Source organism: Kribbella sp. NPDC006257 (assembly GCF_040613535.1).
Lineage (GTDB): Bacteria > Actinomycetota > Actinomycetes > Propionibacteriales > Kribbellaceae > Kribbella.
In genome coordinates, this window is sequence record NZ_JBEXSJ010000057.1 from 1 (window position 1) to 18554 (window position 18554).

Here is an 18554-nt window from a genome sequence, read left to right on the forward strand (position 1 = left end):
ACCGCGGGCATGCCCGGCCCTTGGCGCGACGCGGCGACCGCGGTCGCGCCGACGGCGTCAGTGCCCACGGCGACGTTCGGTGACGACAACTGGATTCCCCCACCCGATCTCTGAGCCAACGTTCCGCCCCCCGGCACACTGGCTCCCCCAGGGGAGAGGATAGGCGCAGGGCGAGCAGATCGCCAATGATCGGTGACTATTTCGGCACCTGTCCGTGACGAACAGGTGTCCGGCAGCTGGCCACCAGGCGAGAAAAGCAGCCCGATTTCGTCACGTACGGTGACTTTTCGGTGTCCTGAAGTTCTGTGTAACGCGACTTCGCCGCGCAGGCAAGTGATTTTTGGGTTAAATGATGTGCTGATCTGCCCCGAGGGTGTTTAATCTCCGACCAAGGGGACCTGGCCTACCACTGGTATGCCGGGCATGGGTGTGCTCGTCGGCCTTCTGCGTGCCGGCCGGGCAGGGGAGGAAACACTGTGCGTAAGTCTGTTGTCTGTCTGCTGGTAGCTCTGGTCACAGGGCTGGCGGGCTTCGTGGTCTTCCTGGCGCCGTCGGCCGATGCCGTCCACGTCAGCCAGGACCACATCGTCAGCGACGATCCGGCCAACTGGACGCCGAACGTGCTCGACGGATCGGTCAAGTCGATCCAGCAGTTCGGCGACCGGATCATGATCGGCGGTGACTTCTCCCAGATCCAGTCCAAGGACGGGACCGTCACCTATACCCGGCACAACCTGGCCGCGTTCAACGCGACCACGGGTCTGATCGACGAGACCTTCGTGCCCGACCCGGACGGTGAGGTCTCCACGATCATCCCGGCCGAGGACGGCGTGAACGCCTACGTCGCCGGGTACTTCAACAACATCTCCGGCGGCGGATCGGCCAGCCTGGCGAAGATCAACATCCTCACCGGCGCCCGGGTGGCCGGCTTCAAGGCGCCCAAGCTGGACGGCCGGGTCAAGGACCTGCGGTTGTCGAACGGGCGGCTGTGGATCGCCGGCCTGTTCACCACCGTCGCGACCATCCCGCAGACCGGGCTCGCGACGGTCAACCCGACCACCGGTGCCTACGACCCGTACATGACGCTGCCGATCGCCGGCGTGCACCACGGTGGCACCACCACCGTGATGAAGATCGACATCACCCCGGACGGCAGCCACCTCGTTGCCATCGGCAACTTCGACACCATCTCCGCGGTCAAGCACCACCAGGCCTTCATGCTGAACCTGACCGGCGCGACCGCGGCAGTCGAGAACTGGCAGACGAACTTCTACAACACCGCCTGCTCGACCAGCTTCGAGACCTACATGCGTGACCTCGACATCTCGCCGGACGGTTCGTACTTCGTCATCTCCACCACCGGCGCGTACGGCGGCTCGATGATCGCCTGCGACTCGACCGCGCGCTGGAACATCGACGCCCGCGGCTCGGCGCTGACGGCCAAGTGGATCGACAACACCGGCGGCGACACGACGTACGCCGTCGCCATCACCGGCACCGTCGTCTACACCGGCGGCCACGCCCGCTGGCAGAACAACCCGTTCGCCGCCGACAGCCCCGGCCAGGGTGCGGTCTCCCGCCCCGGCATCGCGGCACTCGACCCGATCAACGGCCTGCCGCTGTCGTGGAACCCGACCCGGGACCGTGGTGTCGGCGTCTTCGACCTGCTGCCGACCCCGGCCGGCCTCTGGGTCGGCTCGGACACCGACCGGATCGGCGCCTCCGAGTACCACGCCCGGATCGCGTTCTTCCCGCTCACCGGCGGTGGCGTGATCCCGCCGGGCAACACCCCGAACCTGCCGAACAACCTGTTCATCGCCGGTCGCCGCGGCGGGATCCTCTTCCCGACCTACGACAACACGATCAGCAAGTCGTCGTACAACGGCAGTACCGCGACAGCGCTGACCGCGGTGCCGGCCGGTGGTCTCACCTGGGGCAACAGCCGCGGCGCGTTCATGCTCAACGGCCAGCTGTACGCCGGGTGGTCCAACGGCGCCTTCGACCGGCGCACCTTCGACGGCACCACCTTCGGGGCGCCGACCGCGGTGAACACCGGTGACCAGCTGACCAACATGTCCACCTGGCACGGCGAGGTGGGCGGCATCACCGGTATGTTCTTCGACTCCGGCCGGATCTACTACACCCGCTCGGGCCAGAGCTCGCTGTTCTACCGGTACTTCACGCCGGAGAGCGACGTGGTCGGTGCGAACGTCTTCACCGCGACCGGCAACGTCTCCGGGATCACCTGGTCGAACGTGACCGGCATGTTCCTGGCCGGCAACCAGCTCTACTGGTCGCAGTCCGGTGACGGGAACCTGCGCCGGATGACCTTCAACCCGGCGACCGGCGTACCGGTGGCGGGGACGGCGGTCACGCTGAACACCGGCGGGATCGACTGGCGCTCCCGGACCCTGTTCCTCTACCAGGACCCGACCGGTCAGGGCCCGAACCAGTTGCCGACGGCCCAGGCCGCGGTGAACTGCACGGACCTGAACTGCACCTACTCCTCGGCCGGCTCGTCCGACCCGGACGGCACCATCGCGTCGTACGCATGGACCTTCGGTGACGGCGGCACCAGCACCGACGCCAACCCGTCGCACCACTACGCGGCGGCCGGTACCTACTCGGTCGGCCTGACCGTGACCGACAACCGCGGTGGTACCAACCTCAAGACGGTCAGCAAGGTCGTCACCCACGTGAACACGTTGCCGGTAGCAACCTTCGGGGAATCCTGCAACAGCCTCACCTGTTCGTTCGACGGATCCGCGTCCAGTGACGTGGACGGACCGATCGCCGGCTACGCCTGGAACTTCGGGGACAGCTCGACCGGGACCGGGGCGACACCGTCGCACGCGTACGCCGCCAGCGGCACCTACACGGTCAGCCTCACGGTGACCGACGGCGACGGTGGCACCAACACCACCTCGCACGCCGTCACCGTGACCCGGATCAACCAGGGCCCGACCGCGAGCTTCACCACCAACTGCACCAACCTCGGCTGCAGCGTGGACGGATCGGGCTCCAACGACCCGGACGGCACCATCTCGTCGTACGCATGGGACTTCGGTGACGCCAGTACCGGTTCGGGCGTGACGGCCTCGCACACCTATGCGGCGGCGGGGACCTACACCATCGGCCTGACGGTGACCGACAACGACGGCGCGACGGCATCGACCACCAGGTCGGTGGCGGTCGTCGACCCGGCCAAGTCGGTCGACTTCGTCGGCGCCAGCCGGGTCAACGGCAACGCGGCCACCTTCACCAACACGGTGCCGGCGGCGGTCACGGCCGGCGACACGTTGCTGCTGTTCTTCAGCGACAACGACCCGGCTCCGACGGTCAACGGCCCGGCGGGCTGGACCCAGGTGGAGACGGTGGGCTCGACCAACCAGAACGGCCGGCTGTGGCGGAAGACGGCGACGGCCACCGACGCCAGCACGTCGGTCGCGGTGACCACGTCGGTCGCCACCAAGGCGGACGCCACCCTGCTCGCCTACCGGGGAGCCGCGGGGATCTCCAACTCGGCGACCGGTAGCGAGACGGTGACCCAGGCGGCACACACCACGCCGACGCTCACCACGGCCACCGTCGGCGGCCGCCTGGTCAGCTACTGGGCGGAGAAGTCGTCGCTCACCACGACGCTGTCCGTCCCGGCCGGGACGACCTCCCGGGCGAGCAGCACCGGTGCCGGTTCCGGCCGGATCACCGCGCTGGCCGTGGACAGCAACAGCCCGGTGGTCCCGGGCACGGTGGGCGGTCTCACCTCGACCGCGGACTCCACCTCGTCGAAGGCGCTGATGTTCACGGTGGTGCTGGCGCCCAACTGACCCCTCACCCCGCAGTACCGGACAGCCGTCGGCCTCATCAGCCGGCGGCTGTCCGGCATTTCGAGGCCGGAATTCGTTATCCGATTGCCAGCTTTTGTCACGTCGCGTGGGGACCCCATTGCGCTTTTCGATGGTTAAAAAGAAACCCGCGGTCAGATAGAGACGAATTACCCCCGCAGGTGTTAACTCTCCGTCAAGGGGAGCCGCCGCCGGATCTCGGCCGCGGCCAAGGGGAGGAAATCGTGCGACGAAGTGTGTCTTCCGTCATGCTCGCGATCAGTCTGGCCGTCGCGGCCTGGCTGGTCCCGGTGCAGGCGAGTCAGGCAGTGCATCTCGACCAGGACCGGGTGGTCAGTGACAACCCGGGAAACTTCACACCGAACGTGCTGGACGGGTCGGTCGAAGCGATCGTCCAGGTCGGCAACACGATGCTGATCGGCGGGAACTTCCATCAGATCCAGGCCTCGACCGGGGGGCCGGTGCTGACCCGCAACAACCTGGCCGCGTTCGACGCGACCACCGGCGCGATCAGCACCACGTTCGTGCCGAACCCGGACGGCGAGGTGACCACGATCATCCCGTCCGGTGACGGGTCGACCGTCTACATCGGCGGGTACTTCGACAACGTCAGCGGCGCCGGCTCACCGAGCACCGCGCGGATCAACGCGACGACCGGTGCGCGGATCACCACCTTCAAGCCGCCGAAGCTGGACGGCCGGATCAAGGACATGCGCCTGGTCGGCAACCGGCTCTGGCTGGCCGGCTACTTCAGCACGGTGCAGAGCCAGCCGCAGGTCGCCCTGGCGACGGTCAACGCGACCACGGGCGCGTATGACCCGTTCATGGGCCTGGCGATCGGCGGCGTGCACAACGGCGGCGTCACCACGGTGATGAAGCTGGACGTCACCCCGGACGGCAGCGAACTCGTTGCGATCGGCAACTTCAACGACATCGAAGGTGTCCAGCATCACCAGGTGTTCATGCTGAACCTCACCGGCACGAACGCCGCGGTCGAGGACTGGCAGACGAACTTCTACAACACCGGCTGCTCCGGCGCCTTCCAGACCTACATGCGAGACCTGGACATCTCACCGGACGGCTCGTACTTCGTCATCTCGACCACCGGCGCGTACGGCGGGGCCAACGTCTCCTGCGACTCGACCTCGCGCTGGGAGACCAACGCCCGGGGCAGCAACCTGGGCTACCGCTGGATCGACAACACCGGCGGCGACACGACGTACGCCGTGGCTGCCACCGGCACCGCCGTCTACGTGGGCGGCCACCAGCGCTGGCAGAACAACCCGTTCGCAGGCGACAGTCCTGGCCCGGGTGCCGTCTCGCGGCAGGGGATCGCGGCGCTCGACCCGGCGAACGGCCTGCCGTTCTCCTGGAACCCGACCCGCGAGCGCGGTGTCGGCGTCTTCGATCTCTACTCCACCTCGACCGGCCTGTGGGTCGGTTCGGACACCGATCACATCGGCCAGAACTTCGAGTACCACCCGCGGATCGCGTTCTTCCCGCTCGCCGGTGGCACCGTGGTGAAGCCGAACAACACACCCTGGCTGCCGAACACCGTCTACCAGGCCGGTCCGCGCGGTCCGGCTGCGAGCCCGAGCATCCTCTACCGGATCAACGCGGCAGGTGACGCGATCGGTGCGACCGACGGCGGCTCCGACTGGACCGCGGACACCGGCGGTTCACCGGATCCGCACCACGGCGCGGGCAGCAACGCGGCCGGCTACAGCCCGGTTCCGAACGTCAACGCGACCCCCGGCGTCCACGCCCCGGGCGATCTTCGACAGCGAGCGCTGGGGTGCGCAGACCTGGAGCTTCCCGGTCCCCAACGGCGTACCGCTGCAGGTCCGGCTGTACTTCGCGAACCGCTACGGCGGCACCTCGTCGGTCGGTCAGCGCGTCTTCGACGTGTCGCTCGAGGGCGCCACGGTGCTCGACAACTACGACATCGTCGCCGACGCCGGTGACCAGACCGGCACCATGAAATCGTTCGACATCACCAGCGACGGCACGGTGAACCTGAGCCTGACCAACGTGGTCGAGAACCCGCTGATCAACGGCATCGAGATCGTCCGCACCGACCTGTCCGACACCGGCGCGGCGGATGCGGTGACGAAGACGTCGTACGACGGGACGTCGTTCGGCGCGCATGCGTCGACGGGCAACGGTGGCATCAGCTGGCGCGACAACCGTGCTGCGTTCATGCTCAACGGCGTCCTGTACGCCGGTGCGTCGGACGGCAGCTTTACCCGCCGGACCTTCGACGGCACCACCTTCGGTGCGGCGACGGCGATCAACACGGCCGACGCGTTGGTCCCGATGACCGACTGGCACAGCGAGGTCAGCCAGATCAGCGGGATGTTCTTCGACGCGGGCCGGATCTACTACACGCTGGCCGGCCAGTCGAACCTGTACTACCGGTTCTTCACCCCGGAGAGCGGCGTCGTCGGCGCCTACCGGTTCACCGCGACCGGCAACGTCGCGGGCGTCGACTTCGCCAAGGTGAACGGCTTGTTCATCACCTCCTCGTCGCTCTACTGGGCGAGTTCGGCCGACGGCAACCTGCGGCGCTCCGACTGGTCCTCCGCGGCCGGTGCTCCGACGGGCTCGTCGACGACGGTGTCCACCGACGACTGGCGAGCGCATGCGCTGTTCCTGTTCCAGTCGGTCAACGGGACGCCGCCAAATCAGTTGCCGACGGCAAGCGTCGGAGTCACCTGCAACGACCTGAACTGCACGTACTCCTCGGCCGGTTCGACCGATCCGGACGGCAGCATCACGTCGTACGGATGGAACTTCGGTGACGGTGGTACGGACACCGGGGCGAGTCCCGCGCACCACTACGCCGCGGCGGGGACGTACACGGTGACGTTGACCGTGACGGACAACGACGGCGGTACCGGCCAGGCGACGCAGCAGGTCACGGTGACGCACGTCAATGGGACGCCGACGGCCTCGTTCATCGTCAGCTGTGGTGGTCTGACCTGTTCGGTGGATGCTTCGGGCTCGAGTGATCCGGACGGCCCGATCGCCTCCTACGCCTGGACCTTCGGCGACGGCGCCACGGCGACCGGGGTGACCGCGTCGCACACCTACGCGGCGACCGGCACCTTCACCGTCGGGCTGACAGTCAACGACGGCAACGGCGGCACGGACAGTACGACGCGGTCGGCGACGGCCAACTCGGACCCGGTCACCTTCGTCGGGTCCGACAACCTGAACGCGAACGCGACACAGTTCACGGTGACCGTTCCGTCCGGAGTCTCGGCCGGCGATCTCTTGTTGCTCTTCTTCGCCGACAACGACCCGGCACCGACGGTGACCGGACCGGCCGGCTGGACACAGGTCCAGACCATTTCGTCGACGAACCAGAACGGCCGGGTCTGGCGGAAGACGGCGACGGCTGCCGACGCAGGCAGTCAGGTCCGCGTGAACACCTCGGCGACCACCAAGGCCGACACCACCCTGCTGGCGTATTCGGGAATCTCCGGTACGACGCCGGTCGCGGGCTCGGCCTCGAGCAGCGAGACGGTCACTCGCGCGGCCCACACCACACCGACCGTCGCGTCGTCGGTCTCCGGTGCGCGGTTGATCAGTTACTGGGGGGAGAAGTCGTCCGCGACGACCTCGCTGATGCCGCCGGCCGGGATGACCACCCGGGCGTCGTCGAGCGGTTCCGGGTCGGGCCGGATCACGTCACTCACCGGTGACAGCGGCCCGCTGGCGGCCGGCACTCTCGGTGGCCTCACCGCTACCGCGGACACCACCTCGGCGAAGGCGCTGATGTTCAGCGTCGTGGTCGCACCCAGCTAAAAGACAGAGGGAGCGGTCGCATCGGCCGCTCCCTCTGTAACAAATGCTCGAATATCTCGATAATAGCGACGACAGGGGATTTGTACTTGGTGACTTGTGGTAGCCGGGGTGCCACTATTCGCCGTTTTGCCAGGGGATTCCGCCGCATATTCCGTGCGCCGGGCTTGGGGGAGGACGTTGTGCGTAGTCGTGCCGTTTCTGTCGTACTCGCGATGGTCGTTGGATTGCTGGCCTGGACCGTCGCGGTCCAGCCGAGCCAGGCGTTCCATGTCTCCCAGGACCGGGTGGTGAGTGACGACCCGGCGAACTTCACGCCGAACGTGCTGAACGGTTCGGTGAAGGCGATCCTGCAGGTCGGCAACACGATCCTGATCGGCGGCGTCTTCACCCAGATCCAGGCTGCGTCCGGCGGACCGGTGCTGACCCGCAACAACCTGGCCGCCTTCGACGCGACCACCGGCGCGATCAGCACCACCTTCGTGCCGAACCCGGACGGTGAGGTCACCACGATCATCCCGGCGGCGGACAGCTCCAAGGTCTACCTCGGCGGCTACTTCAACAACGTCAGCGGTGCGGGGTCGCCCAGTACGGCGTTGATCAACGCGACGACCGGTGCGCTCGACACCACCTTCAAGGCGCCCAAGCTGAACGGCCGGATCAAGGACCTGCGTCTGGTCGGCAATCGGCTCTGGCTGGCAGGCAACTTCACCACCGTGCAGAACCAACCGCAGGTCGCGCTGGGCACGGTGAACGCGATCACCGGTGCGTACGACCCGTACATGACGCTGGCGATCGCCGGCCTGCACAACGGCGGCGTGACGACCGTGATCAAGATGGACGTCGCCCCGGACGGCGGACACCTGGTTGCCATCGGCAACTTCAACACGATCCAGGGCGTCCAGCACCACCAGGTCTTCATGCTGAACCTGACCGGCGCTGCCGCGGCGGTCGAGAACTGGCAGACGAACTTCTACAACACCGCCTGCTCGCGCTCCTTCGAGACCTACATGCGCGACCTGGACTTCTCTCCGGACGGCTCGTACTTCGTCCTCTCCACCACCGGCGCGTACGGCGGGGCCGGTACGGCGTGTGACTCGACCGCCCGCTTCAACACCGCCGACCGGGGTAGCAACCTCGGCTACTACTGGCTCGACAACACCGGCGGCGACACGACGTACTCGGTGGCGATCACCGGCACGGCCGTCTATGTCGGCGGCCACCAGCGCTGGCAGAACAACCCGCTGGCCGGCGACAGCGCCGGCCAGGGAGCCGTTTCCCGGCAGGGCATCGCGGCCCTCGACCCGGCGAACGGCCTGCCGTTCTCCTGGAACCCGACCCGCGAGCGCGGCGTCGGTGTGTTCGACCTGATGCCGACCGCGGCCGGCCTGTGGGTCGGTTCGGACACCGAGCATCTGGGCCAGAACTTCGAGTACCACCCGCGGATCGCGTTCTTCCCGCTCGCCGGCGGCACCGTGGTCGCGCCGAACCTGACGCCCACGCTGCCAGGAGACATCTACCTCGCCGGTCCGCGCAACCCGGCCTCCGACGCGATCAACCGCACGCCGTACGACGGCACGACCTTCGGGTCCCGAACCACGGTCGGCGCGGGCGGCATCGCCTGGGGCACGAACCGTGGTGCCTTCATGCTCAACGGATCCCTGTACGCCGCCTGGTCCGACGGCAGCTTCAACCGGCGCACCTACAACGGCACCACCTTCGGTGCGCCGTCGGCGATCAACACCGGCGACCTGATCGTCAACATGTCCACCTGGCACAGCGAGGCCGCGCAGATCACCGGTCTGTTCTTCGACGCCGGGCGGATCTACTACACGCTGGCCGGCCAGACGAGCCTGTTCTACCGGTACTTCACTCCGCAGAGCGGTGTCGTCGGCACGATCCGCTTCGCGACGACCGGCAACGCGGCCGGCATCACCTGGTCGCAGATGAACGGCATGTTCGTCAGCGGCGGCTCCCTCTACTGGGCGAGCTCCACCGGCGGTGGTCTCCGGCGCGCAGGCTGGTCGAGCGCTACCGGCGTACCGACCGGTTCGTCCGTCGTCGTGTCCACCGACGAGTGGCGGGCACGTTCGCTGTTCCTGTTCCAGGGCACCCTGGCGCCGCCGAACCAGCCGCCGGTGGCGCAACTCGGTGCCACCTGCAACAACCTGGCATGCAGCTTCTCCTCGGCCGGGTCGACCGACCCGGACGGCAGCATCACGTCGTACGCGTGGACCTTCGGTGACGGTGGCACGGCCACCGGCGCGAGCCCGAGCCACACGTACGCCGCGGCCGGGACCTACTCGGTCACGCTGACCGTGACGGACAACGCCGGCGCACCGGGGTCGGCCTCGCAGAACCTGACCGTCAGCCAGAACGCCGGCGCGATCACCTTCGTCGGCTCCAACAGCGTGAACCTCAACGACACCCAGTTCCCGGTGACGGTTCCGCCCGGCGTGACCGCGGGCGACCTGATGCTGTTCTTCTTCGCCGACAACGACCCGGCACCGGCGGTGACCGGACCGGCGGGCTGGACCCAGGTCCAGACCATCACCTCGTCCGGACAGAACGGCAGGGTCTGGCGCAAGCTGGCGACCGCGGCCGAGGTCGGAACGCAGGCCTTGGTCACCACGTCTGCGATCACCAAGGCGAACGCGACCATGGTGATCTACCGCGGCACCAACGGCACGGTGTCGGCTTCGGCAGCCGGTAGCGAGACCGTCACTCAGGCGGCGCACACCACGCCGACCGTGACGGCCTCGGTGAACGGCTCCCGCCTGGTCAGCTACTGGGGCGAGAAGTCGTCCGCGACCACGACGCTGGCTCCGCCGGCCGGGCTGATCTCCCGGGTGGCTTCCACCGGTAGTGGCTCCGGACGGATCACCGCGCTCACCGGCGACAGCGGCCCGCTGACGCCGGGCACAGTAGGCGGGCTGACCGCGACGGCGAACTCGACGTCGGCCAAGGTCCTGATGTTCAGTCTTGTTATTCCCCCTGCTTAGCAGGGATAGATAGTTCACAACTCAACACAGCGGACCCGATGGGGGGACACGCCGCCGGTGTGCCATCGGGAGCCGCCTAGCCAGGGGGTTCACACGTATGGCATCTCGCCGTTCGTTGTTGCTGTTCATGTCCGCGGTGCTGCTTGCCTTGCTGGGCTCGCTGCTGACGATCGGCACCGGCCGGCCGGCCGATGCCGTTCAGTTGCCGAAGGCCACGATCGTCAGTGACGATCCGGTCGACTGGACGCCGCACGCGCTGAACGGCGAGGTGCACGCGCTGATCCAGATCGGCAACCGGGTGATCGTCGGTGGGACCTTCACCACGATCCGGTCGGCCACCAGTACGACGCAGATCAGCCGGCGGGCGATCTTCGCCTACAACGCCACCACCGGTGCGCTCGACAACGGCTTCCTGCCGACCGTGAACAGCAACGTCGAGACACTCCTGCCGAGCGAGGACGGCCAGTCCGTGTACGTCGGCGGCAGCTTCACCATGGTGAACGGGACCAGCCGGACCCGGCTGGCCCGGATCAACCTGGCCGACGGATCGCTGGACGCCACCTTCCGGCCGAACATCAACGGCTCGGTCTACGACATGAAGATGTCCGGCGGACGGATCTTCCTCGGCGGCACCTTCAGCCAGGTCGGCGGTGTCAGCCACACCCTGATGGCCACCGTGAACCCGGTGACCGGCGCGGTCGATCCCTATCTGACCGTCGCCTTCGGCTCGCCCGTCCGCGGCGGCGCCCTCCAGGTGGACAAGTTCGACATCACCCCGGACGGCACGAAACTCATTGCGATCGGCAACTTCTCCGTCGTCGGCGGCCAGTCCCGCACCCAGATCGTGATGCTCGACCTGAACGCCGCCTCGGCCGCGGTCCGGAACTGGTCGACGCCGCGGTTCGAGCCGGACTGCTCGCCCCAGTTCCTGACCTACGTGCACGACGTCGACTTCTCGCCGGACGGTGCGTACTTCGTCGTGGTGACCACCGGCGGCACCCCGCCGAACCGGCTCTGCGACTCGGCCTCGCGCTGGGAGACCGCCCCGACCGGTGGCAACCAGCAGCCGACCTGGATCGACTACACCGGTGGCGACACCCTGTGGAGCGTCGCTGTCACCGGCGTCGCCGTGTACGTCGGCGGTCACCAGCGCTGGCTGAACAACACCGGTGGTAGCAACGCCGCCGCTCCTGGCGCGGTGTCCCGTGAGGGTCTGGCCGCACTCGATCCCCTGAACGGCCTGCCCTACAGCTGGAACCCGACCAGGACCCGCGGTGTCGGAGTCTTCGACCTCACCTCGGTACCGGGCGGCCTGCTGATGGGCAGTGACACCGACCGGGTCGGCCAGAACTACGAGTTCCACGGCCGGCTCGCCCTGTTCCCGAACTCGTCGCTGACCCCGCCACCCGGCTACACCGGCCAACTCCCGGGCTCCGTCTACCGCCTCGGCGCCACCACGACAGCCCGCCCGTACGACGGCACTGTGGCGGGCGACGCCACAACGGTCAGCACCGGTACTGCGAACTTCACCAACGCCCGCGGTGCCGTGATGATCGACGGCATCCTCTACACCGGCAACACCGACGGCACGCTGACACGTCGGTCCTACAACGGCACCACATTCGGCTCTGCGAGCACCGTGAACCTGCGTGGGCTGACCGCCTTCGGCACCGACCTGCGCAACATCACCGGGATGTTCTTCAGCAACGGCCGGCTGTATTACACAGTGGCCGGCCAGTCGTCGCTGTTCTACCGCTACTTCACGCCGGAGAGCCAGATCGTCGGCGCCTCACGGTTCGTGGCCAGCGGCAACATCACCGGGATCAACTGGAGCCAGGTCTCCGGCATGTTCCTGTCCGGCAACCAGCTCTACTGGGCGACCAGCGCGGACGGCAACCTGCACCGGGTCAACTTCGCCAACAACGTCCCGGTCGCCGGTACCGCGGTGGTGACGAGCGGACCCGGCCTCGACGGTCAGGACTGGCGTTCCCAGGGCATGTTCCTGTACGCCGGGACCGGCCCGGTGCCGAACATCCGCCCGTCGGCATCGTGGGACGCGTCCTGCGACCTGCTCGCCTGCAGTTTCGACGGCACCGCATCGAGCGACTCCGACGGCAGCATCACGTCGTACGAGTGGGACTTCGGTGACGGCGACACGGCCACCGGGGCGACGGCATCGCATACCTACGCCGCGTCGGGGACGTACACCGTGACGCTGACGGTGACCGACGACGACGGCGCCACCGGAACGGACAGCCGGCCGCAGGTCGTCTCGAGCGTCGCGAACCCGATCGAGTTCGTCGGCGCCAACTCGTCCAACCAGAACGCGCAGACCCACACGGTCACGGTCCCGCCGTCGACCAGCGCGGGCGACGGACTGCTGCTGTTCTTCACCCAGAACACGACTGCGGCGCTGACCGGCCCGACCGGAGTCACCGGCTGGAACCTGGTCAGGACGCTCACCGGGGCCGGGATGGTGACCCGGGTCTGGCAGAAGGTCGCCGACGCCGGCGACGCGGGCAAGGACGTCTCGGTGAACCTCTCGGCGTACAGCAAGGCCGGGATGACGATCGCGGCGTACGCCGGGACGAGTCTGACCGCTCCGATCGGGGCCTTCGACTCGGCGACCGAGACGGTGACCAGGGCCGGTCACACCACGCCCGTGGTCAACAACTCGATCGCGGGCGCCTGGCGCGTCTCGTACTGGGCCGACAAGACCTCCTCGACGACGTCCTGGACCGCACCGGCGGGGGAGCAGGTGCGATCCACCTCCTTCGGCACTCCCAACGGCTACATCTCGACGCTGCTGACCGACCGGGGGGCCGCCGTACCGACCGGCCCGCAGGGCGGCCTGACGGCGACCGCGAACAGCTCGAACTCGGCGGCGACGGCATGGACACTTTTGTTGAGCCCGCGATGATCCACCCAACCTCGCGGCGGGGGCACTACGCTTCCGCCAGGAGGTGGCGGATGCCGGGCAGGATCACCCAATGGGGAATCGTCGGCGCGACGCTGGTCGCGCTGGCGGTGGTGCCGTCGTGCGGTGAAGCGGCCGGTGCGGAGAACGACGACTCGGCCGCGGCGACCACGACGCCGCCGCCGGATCCCCAGCTGTTGCTCACCTTCGACGACCAGGAGCCCGGGCCGGCCGCCGACCGCGACATCCAGGGCGAGGGATCGGCCGCGGCGGTGATCTCACTACTCGGCCGGGGCAAGCAGAAGGCGACCTTCGTGACCGGCCGCCAGGGCGGGATCGCGTTACGCACCCCGGTGTACTCGGGCGAGACCGGCGGCTCGTTCAGCGCGCTGCGGATCGAGCCGGAGGAGTGGCTGTCGCCGGGCTTGGCGGACTTCACCTTCGGCGCCGACGTGAGGCTGGACGCGCGCTCGAACGGCACCGCGATCGACAACGGCGACAACGTGATGCAACGCGGGCTGTACGCCGACGCCGCGCAGTACAAGATCCAGGTCGACAAGCACCACCCGTCCTGTGTGATCCGCGGCGCCGACGGTGCCGTGGTGGTGAAGTCGAAGGTGCTACTGAACCCGGCGAAGTGGTACCGGCTGACCTGTCAGCGGACCGACAAGACGGTCAAGCTGACCGTCCAGGACCTCGACTCGAACCAGCCGCCGGAGACGATGGAGAAGACCGGCCCGATCGGCCCGATGGACATGATCGGCTCCGAGCCGCTCTCGATCGGCGCCAAGATCGGCGACGACGGCGAGATCATCGGCTCGTCCACCGACCAGTTCAACGGCTGGCTCGACAACATCAGCTACGAACGCAGCTGACTTCGGTCTGTTGCGAGCAGGCGGTCGACCAGGCCGTCGACGTACTCCGCTGTGAGCGGTCCGATGCCGAACAGGACCCGGATGTACATCGGGGCCATGATGTGGTCGAGCACGCCGAGTGCGTCGGGTGGGTTCTCGCCGCGCTCCCGGGCCCGGTCGAGCATGGTCTCTACCAGCCGGGCCCGTTCGGCGAGGAACTCGTCGCGGGTCTGCAGACCTTCAGTGCCCTGGCTTGAGAGGGCGATGGTGAGGTGCAGGATCGCCAGGCCGTCGGGGCCGGTGATCTCGCGAGCGACGTTGAGCGCGTAGGCGTGCAGGTCACCGGCCAGGCTGCCGGTGTCGGGCATCGGCGACCGCGCCGCCAGCCGGGCGAGGGCTACGTCGCTGAGCAGCTTCTCCAGGCTTCCCCATCGCCGGTAGATGCTGGTGTCGGCCACACCCGCGCGGGCGGCGACGTCTCCGACGGCGAAGTTTCCGTAGCCGCGTTCGGCGACCAGCTCGGTGACCGCCTGGTGCACCGCCGCGTAGACGCGGGCGCTCCGGCCACCGGGCCGCTTGGCTCGCTCCTGATCCATGGTCCTCACCTTAACGCAGTCAGCTCTTGCGTTTATGCTAGGCTGCGTTAACGCAGGAATTTACTGCGTTTGTCTCGTGAGAAGGGATCGTCCTTGACGACAATCGAAGCCGCTGCACCTCCGGTAGCGAGTCGATCGAAACAAGCCTTGTTGCTCGCCGTGATCTGCATGGGTCAGTTCATGGTGCTGCTGGACAACACGATCGTCGGTGCAGCGCTGCCGGACATGCAGCAACGGCTGCACCTGGAGTTGACCGGCCTGCAGTGGATCGTCGACGCGTACGTGCTGCTGGTGGCCATGCTGTTGTTGTCCGGTGGCGTCTTCGCCGACCGCTTCGGCCGCAAGCGGGTGTTCCTGGCCGGAGTCGCGGTGTTCACCGCCGCCTCGCTGATGTGCTTCCTGGCGTCTTCGCTCGGCTGGCTGATCGCCGGCCGGGCGCTGCAGGGCATCGGCGCTGCCGCGCTCAGCCCGGCCTCGCTGGCGTTGCTCGCTGCTGCCTATCCGTTGCCCCGGGAGCGGGTCAAGGCGATCGGGCTCTGGGCGGGAGTCAGTGGCATCGGTCTAGCCGCCGGGCCGGTCGCCGGCGGAGTGCTTGCGGACGCCTTCGGCTGGCCTGCCATCTTTTTGGTCAACGTGCCGATCGGCCTCGTTCTGCTGCTGGCCGGTCTGCGGATTCTGGGCGAGTCCCGCAGTCCCAATGCCCCCGCGATCGACATCCCGGGAACACTCTTGTCCGTGCTGGGCGTGGGCGCGCTGACCTACGGCCTGATCGAGGGCGGCTCCCGCGGCTGGACCTCCGCTGCGATTCTCGGCAGCTTTGCGGCGGCAGCCGTACTCCTGGCCGTCTTCGTCGTCGTGGAATCCCGCCGGGCGGCGCCGATGCTGCCGTTGCGGCTGTTCAGCCGGCGGTTGTTCACGGTGGCGAACGCGGCGATGGTCGTGGTCGGGTTCGCCCTGATGGGCTCGACGTTCTTCTTCTCCCAGTTCTTCGTCTCCGTGCAGGGCAGCTCGATTCTCGAGGCCGGGCTGCAGACCCTGCCCACCTCACTCGCGATGGTGGTCGTCAGCCCCTGGGCCGGCCGGCTCGCCGCCCGGTTCGGTTTCCGCAGCGTGGTCACCGTCGGCCTGGTGCTGGCCGGATCCGGGCTGTTGCTCCTCGGCTTCGTGCACGCTGACACCGGCTACCTGAACGTGTGGTGGCGCCTGGCGATCGTCGGCATCGGCTTCGCACTGACCATGTCACCGCTGACCGGCGCCGCCATCCAGGCGGTCGGTCCGCACGAGGTCGGCCTCGCCTCGGGGATCAGCAGCACCACCCGGCAGATCGGGGCGGTGCTCGGGGTCGCGATGCTCGGCGTTGTCGTCCGCGCCCGGGAGTCCGGCGGCGGCTCCTTCGAGAGCGGTCTCGACAGGGCATTCGTCGTCGCCGGAGCCGTCACCTTGGCCACGGCCGTGCTGACCGGGGTGTGGCTGGTGCGGTCCAGCAGCTCAGCCGAAGACTGACGCGATCAGCCGGTCCGAAGCGTGGCCGTCGTCGAGATGGCAGTACTTCGTGCGGAAGGCGTCGTACGCTCCGGCGTACGACGTCCGCAGCGTCTCCTCGTCGTTCAGTACGGCGGTCAGCTCGGCCGTGGTCGTCACCAGCGGGCCGGGCGCCTCTTGCTCGAGGTCGAAGTAGAAGCCGCGGAGCTGGTCGCGGTAGTCGGCCAGGTCGTAGGTGTAGAAGATCATCGGCCGGCCGGTGACGGCGAAGTCGAACATCGTCGAGGAGTAGTCGGTGATCATCAGATCCGCGGCCAGGTAGAGCGCCTGGATGTCCGGGTGGCCGCTCACGTCGATGGCCCGCGGATGGCTCGGCACCGGCGACGATGCGGCGACCAGGTGATGGAAGCGGAAGAGTAGGACGGTGTCCTCGGGCAGCGCGGCGAGCACCTGCTCGACCTCTGCGGCCAGCGGATTGGGCTTGGCCTGGCCGGTCAGGTAGTCGTCGCGCCAGGTCGGCGTGTAGAGCACAGCACGGGTGCCGGGGGAGAGGCCGAGCTCGGCCCGGGTCTTCTCCCGGAGCTCGGTCGCGCTCGGTCCGGAGAGCGAGTCGTTGCGGGGGTAGCCGATCTCGAGCACCGACCCGTCGTACCGGAAGGCCTTCGAGAGTTTCTCGGTCGAGAAGTGGTTCGGCGAGACCAGGTGGTCCCAGCGCTGCACGTCCTTGGCCAGACGCTTCGCGTAGAGATCGGCGCCGTCGTAGTGGGCGTCCGGTACGTCGAAGCCGACCCGCTTGAGCGGCGTACCGTGCCAGAGCTGGACGTACGTCGTCCGGCTCGTCTTCAACGGGTAGCGCGGCATCATGTCGTTGCTCAGGAAGTAATTCGCGGTGGCGATCCTTGCGAAGTACGCGGGGGTGTTCCGGACGACGCGGCCGACGTCGTCGGGGAGTTCCACGTCGTTGTCGGCGACGACCCAGATGCGGCGCAGGTCCGGCCGGAGTACGGCGAGGCGCTCGGACACCGCACGGGGGCTGTCGGAGTACTTGCCGCGCCAGCTCTCGAATACCACCGTGCTCATCAGCTTTGGACTTTCTGGTCGAGTTGGTCTGGTTCGTCGGCTTTGCTGTCTGCCTTTTGGCTGTCTGTTCGGGCAAGCATGGGGAAACCGTGCCGGCGGCGGACCAGCATCCAGATCGGCGGCGCGAGCAGGGCCGCGCCGAGGAGGGTCGCCGCCGTCGCAACGTTGGGGACACCCAGCAGCTTGAGGGCCGAGGCGAGCAGGACGAAGGCGAGGACCCGGCGGATCAGCCCGCCCGGCGCCCGCGAGGAGATCCGCGCGCCCAGCCAGACGCCGGGGACGCAGCCGATCAGCATGGCGAGCGTCAGGTTCAGCTGGAACTCTCCGAACAACAGATGCCCGAGCGCCGCCGATGCGACCAACGGGACGGCCTGGAGCAGGTCGGTGCCGACGAGTTCGCTGGCCTTGAGGCCGGGGTAGAGCGCCATCAACGCGATGATGATCAGCGAACCCGAGCCGACCGACGTCAGCCCGACAACCAGGCCGCCGACGATGCCGACGGCGATGGTCGGCAGCGGCCGCATGGTGATCTGTGGGCGGCCTTGGGGGAGTGGCGGCAGCAAGCCATCGCGTTTGCGGGCCCGCTCGACCAACCGGATGTACGCGCGGACGGCCAGCCCGGTCGCAGCGATCAGCAGGGCGATGCCGAGCGCGCGCTGGATGATCGTCTGCACCTGCTCGCCGTCGCCAAGAGCTTTGGCGATCAGTACGCCACCGAACGCCGCCGGTATCGAGCCGACACACAACCAGCCGACCAGCTTGAGATGGACCGTGCCGCGCTTGAGGTGAACCGCCGCGCCGACCGGTTTCATCACCGCGCTGGCCACCAGATCACTGGAGACAGCAGCGAGCGGCGGTACCCCGAAGAACAGCACAAGCACCGGAGTCATCAACGCCCCGCCACCCATCCCGGTCAACCCAACCACGATCCCAATCCCAAACGCCGCAGCCGCCAACCCCCAGTCCACAGC

General features: G+C 68.0%; 9 protein-coding genes. 6 read left to right on the forward strand and 3 right to left on the reverse strand.

Annotation, left to right across the window (positions count from 1 at the left end; all coding sequences use genetic code 11):
- Positions 1-476 precede the first annotated feature (476 nt).
- From ABZ004_RS38775 to ABZ004_RS38795, 5 genes are all read left to right on the forward strand, one after another.
- Positions 477-3827, forward strand: a complete 3351-nt coding sequence (locus ABZ004_RS38775) for a PKD domain-containing protein (RefSeq protein ID WP_355687042.1) — start codon at positions 477-479, stop codon at positions 3825-3827.
- 1653 nt (positions 3828-5480) lie between these two features.
- Positions 5481-7655 (forward strand): PKD domain-containing protein, encoded by a 2175-nt coding sequence (locus ABZ004_RS38780; RefSeq protein WP_355687044.1) that lies wholly within the window; start codon positions 5481-5483, stop codon positions 7653-7655.
- Between the two features lie 179 nt (positions 7656-7834).
- The gene (locus ABZ004_RS38785; RefSeq protein ID WP_355687046.1) at positions 7835-10654 is read left to right on the forward strand and encodes a PKD domain-containing protein; all 2820 of its coding nucleotides are present in this window, start codon (positions 7835-7837) and stop codon (positions 10652-10654) included.
- Positions 10655-10751: 97 nt separating this feature from the next.
- Entirely contained in the window at positions 10752-13574 is a 2823-nt protein-coding gene (locus ABZ004_RS38790) for a PKD domain-containing protein (RefSeq protein WP_355687047.1), read from the forward strand.
- Between the two features lie 50 nt (positions 13575-13624).
- Positions 13625-14446 carry a hypothetical protein gene (locus tag ABZ004_RS38795; protein ID WP_355687048.1) on the forward strand — a complete coding sequence of 274 codons (822 nt, stop codon included), beginning with the start codon at positions 13625-13627 and terminating at the stop codon, positions 14444-14446.
- Here ABZ004_RS38795 and ABZ004_RS38800 read toward each other — a convergent pair.
- Positions 14431-15021, reverse strand: coding sequence for a TetR/AcrR family transcriptional regulator (locus ABZ004_RS38800; protein WP_355687049.1), 591 nt, complete (start codon positions 15019-15021; stop codon positions 14431-14433). The genes ABZ004_RS38795 and ABZ004_RS38800 overlap by 16 nt on opposite strands.
- A 93-nt stretch (positions 15022-15114) precedes the next feature.
- On the opposite strand from ABZ004_RS38800, the gene ABZ004_RS38805 reads away from it, so the two are divergent.
- Complete coding sequence (locus ABZ004_RS38805; protein ID WP_355687050.1) at positions 15115-16524, forward strand: MFS transporter; 1410 nt, start codon at positions 15115-15117, stop codon at positions 16522-16524.
- Here the strand turns inward: ABZ004_RS38805 and ABZ004_RS38810 are convergent.
- Together ABZ004_RS38810 and ABZ004_RS38815 are read right to left on the reverse strand one after the other, a co-directional pair.
- The gene (locus tag ABZ004_RS38810; protein WP_355687052.1) at positions 16510-17583 is read right to left on the reverse strand and encodes a CDP-glycerol glycerophosphotransferase family protein; all 1074 of its coding nucleotides are present in this window, start codon (positions 17581-17583) and stop codon (positions 16510-16512) included. The genes ABZ004_RS38805 and ABZ004_RS38810 overlap by 15 nt on opposite strands.
- A complete protein-coding gene (locus ABZ004_RS38815) occupies positions 17583-18551 on the reverse strand; it encodes a sulfite exporter TauE/SafE family protein (protein WP_355687053.1) in 969 nt (322 codons plus the stop codon). Before ABZ004_RS38815 ends, ABZ004_RS38810 begins: the two co-directional genes overlap by 1 nt.
- Between the last annotated feature and the right edge of the window lie 3 nt (positions 18552-18554).